Raw genomic sequence first — 7,835 nt, forward strand, 5'->3', positions numbered from 1 at the left:
GTTTGTTGGATGTTTCGATTGCCATTGTCTGCTCCTAGAATCGATTCCCTCTCCCCAGCGGGGAGAAAATATTCAAAGGACATGGCCCGGTGACGGCGTCACCGGGCCAAAAGGCTAAAGCCCCAGCATCCGCCGGTTGGCCGCCTGGTCCGTGCCGCTGCCGGCGAAATCGTCGAAGGCTTTTTCGGTGACGCGGATGATGTGGGCGGCAACGAATTCGGCCCCTTCGCGGGCGCCGTCCTCCGGATGCTTCAGCGCGCATTCCCATTCGACCACAGCCCAGCCGTCAAAATTATTGGCCGTCATCTTCGAGAACACCGCACCAAAATCGACCTGGCCGTCGCCGAGCGAGCGGAAGCGGCCGGCCCGTTCGACCCAGCCCTGATAGCCGCCATAGACGCCCTGGCGGCCGGTCGGATTGAACTCCGCATCCTTGACGTGGAACATCTTGATGCGGTCTTTGTAGATGTCGATGTTGTCGAGATAATCGAGGCACTGCAGGACGTAGTGCGAGGGATCGTAGAGCATGTTGGCACGCGGATGGTTCTTCACCCGCTCCAGGAACATCTCGAATGTGATACCATCGTGCAGATCCTCGCCGGGATGGATCTCGTAGCAGACGTCGATACCGTTTTCGTCCGCATGATTGAGGATCGGCGTCCAGCGGCGGGCGAGTTCGTCGAAGGCGGTCTCGACCAGGCCTGCCGGCCGCTGCGGCCAGGGATAGATGAACGGCCAGGCAAGCGCGCCGGAGAAGGTCGCATGCGCCTTCAGGCCGAGGTTTTTCGATGCCGTCAGCGCCATCTTCACCTGTTCGACCGCCCACTCCTGGCGCGCCTTCGGATTGCCGCGCACCTCTGGGGCCGCGAACCCGTCGAAGGCTTCGTCATAGGCCGGATGCACGGCGACGAGCTGGCCCTGCAGATGGGTGGAAAGTTCGGTGATCTCGATACCGTTTTCGCGGGCCTTGCCCGCGAATTCGTCGCAGTAATCCTTGGATGTGGCGGCCTTCTTGAGATCGATCAGCTGGCCGGCCCAGGTCGGCACCTGGACACCCTTGTAACCGATGTCGGCCGCCCATTTGGTGATTGCGTCCCACGAGTTGAAAGGAGCGGCATCGCCCGCGAACTGGCCAAGGAAAAGGCCGGGCCCTTTGATCGTCTTCATGTCAGATTCCTCCCTGAATATCGACCGTAAACGTTTCTGAAGTGTTGTAACACGCAATTTGGCGGGCGCAAGGCGCCTCCTTACCTTACAGCGCCGCGCGTCTGAAAAGACGCGCAAAGGACGCTGTAACACTTAGAATCGCTGCATAATTTTATCCATAAATCGATTCCGATTTAAGGAATTATGCAGTAGCCAGCGGATTTGGCCCGAGGCCGGAAGCGAATGGCGCGACCTAATCATGATGGGCTTTGCCGGGCAAGAGGTACGTGCAGCATTCTCAGCAGCACTGCGGTATAGAACCACGAAAATGCGCCCATTCTTTCGAATGGGCGCAGGTATTCGGGCGATGGATCAGAACGGAGAATCCGGGAAGTAGAAGTCCTTGGCATTGTCCTTGGTGACGAGCGTCGCGTCGAGGATGTAGCTGCCGTGAACCGGTAGCTGATCGTAAAGCGCTGCCGCCGTCAGCTCCATGGCCGTGCCGACCATTGCCGGCGGATAGAGGACGTCGACCGGGATCAGCTTGTCGCCGTCCATGACCTTCTTGACCATGTCCTTGGAGCCGGCGCCGGCGACGACATACTTGATGTCAGTACGCTTGGCCTGCTCGATCGCCTGCAGAACGCCAACGGCCATGTCGTCATCCTGGCACCATACGACGTCGATCTTCTGATACTTGGTCAGGTAGTCCTGCATGACCTTGAAGGCATCGTCGCGGTTCCAGTTGCCGTACTGGCGGTCGAGAACCTTGACGTTCGAGCCGGCAATGCCCTTGTCGAAGCCGTCCTGGCGCTGCTGGTCGATCGGGATCGGCAGGCCGCGGATGACGACGACCTGCGCATCAGGCGTGGTGTCCTTGATGTACTTGCCGGCGACTTCGCCGAGAGCCGGGTTGTTGCCGGCGACATAGAGGTCGCGCACGGAGTTGTCGTTGCTCGACGGCGCGCGGTCGACGAGGGCGACGAACTTGCCTTTGCCCTTGACTTCTTTGATGGCGTTGACGAGCGGATCGGGATCCGACGGCAGAATGACCAAGGCGTCGATGCCCTGCGTGTCCAGATCCTGCACGGCGTTTGCCTGACTGGCGGCGTCCGGCGAGGTCTTGACGATGACGTTGAGACCGGGATGCTCGGCCATCAACAGCTTGGCGGTGCGTTCGGCATGGAACACCACGCCCGACGTCCAGCCATGGTCGGCGGCCGGAATGGAGACGCCGATGGTGAATTTCTTGTCCTCGGCGTGAGCGGCACCGGCGAACGTCACCGCCGCAACCGCCAAGCCCAACATCAGTCTATGCATGCTATTTCCTCCCAATAATTTCAGGGACTTTTCCATATCGGGACCGGACGCCCTGAAGCCCGGTCAATTGCAAGGTCGTCAATTGCAAGCTTGGTCAAAGCAAACCGCGTCAACTCATGATTTGCGCACCAGCGAGCGTTGCACGAACATGGCGATGATGATGATCGCACCCTGGATGGCGCCGATCAGATACTCGCTGATGAAGTTCGAAAGCAGCATGATGTTGCCGACGAGTTCGAGAATGAAGGCGCCGCAGATCGTCCCCCAGACCCTGCCGGCGCCGCCCTTCAGCGCCGTGCCGCCGACGACGACGGCCGTGATCGCCTGCAGCTCCCACAGGATGCCGGTCGTCGCCGACGTCGAGCCGAGACGGGGAACGTAGAGCAATACGGCAATGGCGACGCACAGCCCCTGGATGACGAAAGCGATCGTCCTGACGCGATTGACCGCGATGCCGGAATAGCGGGCGACATCGCTGTTTGATCCCACAGCGACGACGTGGCGCCCGTAGCGGGTGCGGTAGAGGATGAAGGCGGCAACCGCCGTTACTGCCAGGATTACCACGATCGGCGCGGGCACGCCGGCGATAGTGCCGAAATAAGCAGGACGATAAAGCGTCTGGATATCGGCGGATCGAAGCGTGATCGCGCCACCCTGCGACAGCCATGTCGTCAGACCGCGATAGATGCCCATCGTGCCGAGCGTGGCGATGAAGGGCTCGATCTTGCCCACCGTGGTGATCAGGCCGTTCGCCAAGCCGCATAGCGCACCGGCGACGATCGTGAAAACAGCCGCAACCGTCAGCATCAGGACCGGGTTTTCGATGGCGCCCGAATTCATCAGCAGGATCATCAGGCTGGCAACGAAAGCCACCATCGAGCCCACCGACAGGTCGAGGTCGCCTGCCGAGATCACGAAGGTCGCGCCGACCGCGATGATGGCGATGAAGGCGCTGCGTGTCGCGACATTGGCAAGGTTGGTGATGCCGATGAAATTGGGATTGACCAGGGCTCCGACAATCAGAAGCAGCGCCAGGGCGACGAAAGGCGCAACCGCACGCAGATCGACATCCCGCCAGGATCGGCGCCGGATTTCCCTGGTCTCCTCGTTGACACTCATTTCCAAAACCAACCTCCCGCCCCATCTTTTTTGGGCATCTTATCTGTCCGCTTCGGCGCTCAGGCCGCCGCCTTCTTCTTCAGCCCGGCGGCGTAACGCATGATCTCCTGCTCGGAAATCTCATCGCCCTCGAGCACACCGACGATATGGCCTTCGCGCATCACCACCACCCGCGTGCAGAGGCCGATGACCTCCGGCATCTCCGACGAGACGATGATGATCGAGCGGCCATCCCGAGCCAGCGCCGAGATGAAATGATAGATCTGCTGCTTGGTGCCGACATCGATGCCGCGCGTCGGTTCGTCGATGATGATGATGTCGGGCTCGGTCTCCATGACCTTGGCCAGCAGCAGCTTCTGCTGGTTTCCACCCGACATCCGGCCGGCGATGATATTGCCGTCGCGAACCCTGATGTCGAAGCGGCGCTTGGCCTTGGCCATCGCGGCCGCTTCGCTGCCCGGGCTGAGATAGCCCCGGCGCGAATGCCTGCCGAGCGATTGCAGCGTCAAATTAGTCACCATGCCGGAGCGCAGCAGCAGGCCCTTCGACTTGCGGTCCTTGGTCATATAGGCGAGCCCGCAGCGATTGGCGGCATGCACGTCCCCGGAGGCAACCGCTTCCTCCTTGATGACCACCTCACCCTCGAGACGGGTGCGCAATCCGGCAATCGCTTCCATCAGTTCGGTGCGGCCGGAGCCGATCATGCCGGAAAAACCGATGATCTCGCCCTTGCGCACCTCGAAGCTCGCATTCCTTACATAGCCCGTCGACACCGAGGCGACACTCAAAACGACCTCCTCGTCGACATCGGGCTCGACCTTGGCGGGATAGAGGCTCGACAGTTCGCGGCCGACCATCAGCTGCGCGATCGATTCTCCATCCAGAATCGACGTCGGCGATGTCTTGATCCACTGGCCGTCGCGCAGCACCGTGACGCGATCGGTCAGTTCCATCACTTCGTCGAGCTTGTGCGACACGAAGACGAAGCTGGTGCCCTGGTCACGCAGCTTGCGGACCTGCCTGAAGAGCATACTGGTTTCTTCCCGCGACAATACGGCGGTCGGCTCGTCCATGAACACGACCCGCGCATCGCGGCTGATTGCCTTGGCGATTTCAACCATCTGCTTGTCGGCGATGGAAAGCGTGCTGATCAGCGCATTCTCATCGACATGCGACCCAAGCAGGTCGAGAACCTTGCGTGTCTCCGAACGCATATATTTGCGGTCGAGCACACCGAAGCGCGTGACTTCGCGCCCGAGAAACAGGCTCTCCGTCACGGTCAGATGTTCGGCTAGGTTGAACTCCTGGTGAATGATGACGATGCCGAGCGCCTCGGCAGCGCCATTGGGTGGCAAAACGACAGGCTTGCCGTCGAGCAGGATCTCGCCGGAACTCGGCTGTTCGAAACCGGACAATACCTTGACAAGTGTAGATTTGCCGGCGCCATTTTCGCCCATCAGCGCATGGATCTCGCCGGCGCGGAGATCGAAATTGACGCTGAAGAGGACCTGCACGCCACTGAAGGATTTGCATATGCGCCTGGCGGACAGCACCGCGGGTGCAGTGTCGGCAGTCTCCACGGTCATCAGATCCTCCCCAAGCGGTTCTCCGTCCGCTAAGGACCTTATGTAAACCTTTACATACATCGTGTAAAGGTTTACATCGTTGATTTACACAGATCAGTTGAAGCCTGCCTTTGACCTCCCGACAAGTCTGTGTAGTGTCGCGGCGAAGACAGCCCCAAGGCAGAGCCCAGTGTCGAATTCCACGCCCGCAACAATCGAAGACGTCGCCCGGATCGCCGAGGTCTCCATCGCGACGGTGTCCCGGGCAATCCACATGCCGGAGAAGGTCGCCAATTCCACCCGCCTCAAGGTCAACCAGGCGATCGCCATCACCGGTTACACCACCAATGCCATGGCGCGCAGCCTGAGGCTCGGCCGCTCCAACATGATCCTGGTCGTGGCGCCCGATATCGGCGACCCCAATTTCTCCAACATTCTGGTCGGGCTGGAAAACGAGGCGCGCGCGCACGGCTACGGCATCTTGATCGGCCACACGCAGAACGACGCCCAGCGCGGCCTGGAATATCTGAAATTCTTGAATTCCAACCAGGCTGCCGGGCTGATCCTGTTCACCGGCATTCTACCCTTCGGGCATCAGACGATGACTGCGCGGCTGCCGCCGAGCGTCGGCGTTTTCGAGCCCGTTTTCAACGGCGGCATTCCCTATGTCGGTGTCGACGATACCGAGGGCGCCAGGAAAGCGGTGGACCTGTTGCTGGCCGAAGGGCATCGCAAGATCGCCTTCATCGGCGATTCGCGCACCCGGCTTGCCTATACCAGACGCCGCATGGGTTACGATGCCGGTCTCGACGCCGCCGGCATCCCGCCGGACTTGAGGATCGTGCTCGAAGGCGACGGCACGATCGAAAGCGGGCGGCATGCGGTCGAACAGCTTTTCATGCGCGACACGCTTCCGACCGCCTTCATGTGCGTCAACGATCAGACGGCGATCGGCGTCATGGTCGGGCTCGGCGCGCGAGGCTACGATATTCCGGGGGATTTCTCGGTGACTGGTTTCGACGACGTGCCGCAGGCCGTCTTCATATCTCCGCCGCTGACCACGATCCGCCAGCCGAGAACGGCGATCGGCAAACAGGCGATGGCGCTGCTGCTCGAGCTCCTGTCCGATGGCCGGCCGACCGAAACGGAAATCCTGCTGCGGCCGGATCTGGTGGTTCGAAACTCCGTCTCTGCGCCGTCGCGCAACTGGTCGAAGCGTTGAGCCGATAGAGGCTGAGAACTTAGCGCCCGCAGCCGTTCAGAAAGGGTTGCGCCGGCGACCGCTGGCCGCCGGCGCGCTTGATCAGACGTATCGATTGACGACGTTTTCGAGCAATTCCTGCTTGCCGGATCTCGGCTGCGGATTGACGTCCTTGGTCTCGACCCAGGTCGTGATCTCATCCAGCGAATACTCGCCGCGGAAGAGCTTTTGCGCCTCGGCCGATTCCCAGCCGGCATAACGATCGGCGAGCGGCTGCGACAGAGCCTTGTCCTCGATCATCCTGGCAGCGGCCTTCAGGCCGCGGGCGCAGCAATCCATGCCGCCGATGTGACCGATCAGCAGATCCGCCGGGTCGAGAGACTGGCGGCGCAGCTTCGAGTCGAAATTGGTGCCGCCGGTCTTGAAGCCGCCACCTGCCAGAACGTGGTAATAAGCGAGCGCCATTTCCGGAACATTGTTCGGGAACTGGTCGGTATCCCAGCCGGACTGGTAGTCGTTGCGGTTCATGTCGATCGAGCCGAAAATGCCGAGCGCATTGGCAAGCGCCAGCTCGTGCTCGAAGGAGTGGCCGGCCAGGATCGCGTGGCCCTGCTCGATATTGAGCTTCACCTCGTTTTCCAGTCCGTGTTTCTTGAGGAAACCATAGACGGTCGCGACGTCATAGTCATACTGGTGCTTGGTCGGCTCCTGCGGCTTCGGCTCGATCAGGATCGTGCCCTTGTAGCCGATCCTATGCTTGTATTCGACGACGAGGTTGAGGAAGCGGCCGAGCTGGTCGAGCTCACGGCCGATATCGGTATTGAGCAGCGTCTCGTAGCCTTCGCGGCCACCCCAGAGCACGTAGTTCTCACCGCCGAGCTTCTGCGTAGCGTCGATGCAGGTCTTGACCGTCGCGGCTGCGAAAGCAAAGACATCCGGATCCGGATTGGTGGCTGCACCCGACATATAGCGGCGGTGGGAGAAGAGGTTCGCCGTGCCCCAGAGCAGTTTGGTGCCGGTGGCGGCCTGCTTCTCGGCGAAGTAGTCGACGATCTCGTTGAGGTTCTTGGTGTTCTCAGCGAAATTCTTGCCCTCGGGACGCACGTCGGCGTCATGGAAGCAGTAATAGGGCGAGCCGAGCAGCGAGAAGAATTCGAAGGCGACGTCGGCCTTGAGCTTGGCGGCCTTCATCGTGTCCTCGAACCAGGGACGCAGGAAGGTCTGGCCACCGAAGGGGTCGCCGCCCGGCCAGGTGAAGGTGTGCCAATAGGCCACGGCAAAGCGCAGATGGTCTTCCATGCGCTTGCCCATGACGATCTCGTCCGGCTGGTAATGGCGGAAGGCCAGCGGATTGGTGCTATCGGGGCCTTCGTATTTTATTTTCTGGATATCGCCGAAAAATCCGGTGCTCATCTTGGGTCTCCTTGGGTTCGTATCTTTTCGAAGTTCTGCGTTGTTGGTCTAGGCCAGAGGCCCCCTCATCC

6 protein-coding genes are annotated in these 7,835 nt (G+C 60.7%); 1 reads left to right on the forward strand and 5 read right to left on the reverse strand.

Features of this window, described 5'->3' with window-relative positions:
• Positions 1-114 precede the first annotated feature (114 nt).
• The 4 genes from RCCGE510_RS16800 to RCCGE510_RS16815 all read right to left on the reverse strand — a co-directional run bounded on the left by RCCGE510_RS16800 (position 115) and on the right by RCCGE510_RS16815 (position 5,171).
• Positions 115-1,167 (reverse strand): sugar phosphate isomerase/epimerase, encoded by a 1,053-nt coding sequence (locus RCCGE510_RS16800; protein WP_007631836.1) that lies wholly within the window; start codon positions 1,165-1,167, stop codon positions 115-117.
• A gap of 351 nt (positions 1,168-1,518) precedes the next feature.
• Entirely contained in the window at positions 1,519-2,466 is a 948-nt protein-coding gene (locus RCCGE510_RS16805; RefSeq protein ID WP_007631838.1) for a substrate-binding domain-containing protein, read from the reverse strand.
• A gap of 114 nt (positions 2,467-2,580) precedes the next feature.
• Positions 2,581-3,585 carry an ABC transporter permease gene (locus RCCGE510_RS16810; protein ID WP_007631839.1) on the reverse strand — a complete coding sequence of 335 codons (1,005 nt, stop codon included), beginning with the start codon at positions 3,583-3,585 and terminating at the stop codon, positions 2,581-2,583.
• A gap of 59 nt (positions 3,586-3,644) precedes the next feature.
• The gene (locus RCCGE510_RS16815; RefSeq protein ID WP_007631840.1) at positions 3,645-5,171 is read right to left on the reverse strand and encodes a sugar ABC transporter ATP-binding protein; all 1,527 of its coding nucleotides are present in this window, start codon (positions 5,169-5,171) and stop codon (positions 3,645-3,647) included.
• A 169-nt stretch (positions 5,172-5,340) separates the two neighbouring features.
• Here RCCGE510_RS16815 and RCCGE510_RS16820 point away from each other — a divergent pair, with 169 nt between their 5' ends.
• Positions 5,341-6,372, forward strand: coding sequence for a LacI family DNA-binding transcriptional regulator (locus tag RCCGE510_RS16820; protein ID WP_007631841.1), 1,032 nt, complete (start codon positions 5,341-5,343; stop codon positions 6,370-6,372).
• 81 nt (positions 6,373-6,453) lie between these two features.
• On the opposite strand, the gene xylA is transcribed toward RCCGE510_RS16820, so the two are convergent.
• Entirely contained in the window at positions 6,454-7,764 is a 1,311-nt protein-coding gene (gene xylA / locus RCCGE510_RS16825; protein WP_007631842.1) for a xylose isomerase, read from the reverse strand.
• Positions 7,765-7,835: the final 71 nt, after the last annotated feature.

The sequence above is a fragment of the Rhizobium sp. CCGE 510 genome (genome assembly GCF_000292525.1).
Lineage (GTDB): Bacteria > Pseudomonadota > Alphaproteobacteria > Rhizobiales > Rhizobiaceae > Rhizobium.

What these genes read in the sequence shown, in the direction of transcription:
- RCCGE510_RS16800 (WP_007631836.1), bottom strand. Translation starts at nt 1,167, where the DNA reads ATGAAGACGATCAAAGGGCCCGGCCTTTTCCTTGGCCAGTTCGCGGGC.
- RCCGE510_RS16805 (WP_007631838.1), bottom strand. Translation starts at nt 2,466, where the DNA reads ATGCATAGACTGATGTTGGGCTTGGCGGTTGCGGCGGTGACGTTCGCC.
- RCCGE510_RS16810 (WP_007631839.1), bottom strand. Translation starts at nt 3,585, where the DNA reads ATGAGTGTCAACGAGGAGACCAGGGAAATCCGGCGCCGATCCTGGCGG.
- RCCGE510_RS16815 (WP_007631840.1), bottom strand. Translation starts at nt 5,171, where the DNA reads ATGACCGTGGAGACTGCCGACACTGCACCCGCGGTGCTGTCCGCCAGG.
- xylA (WP_007631842.1), bottom strand. Translation starts at nt 7,764, where the DNA reads ATGAGCACCGGATTTTTCGGCGATATCCAGAAAATAAAATACGAAGGC.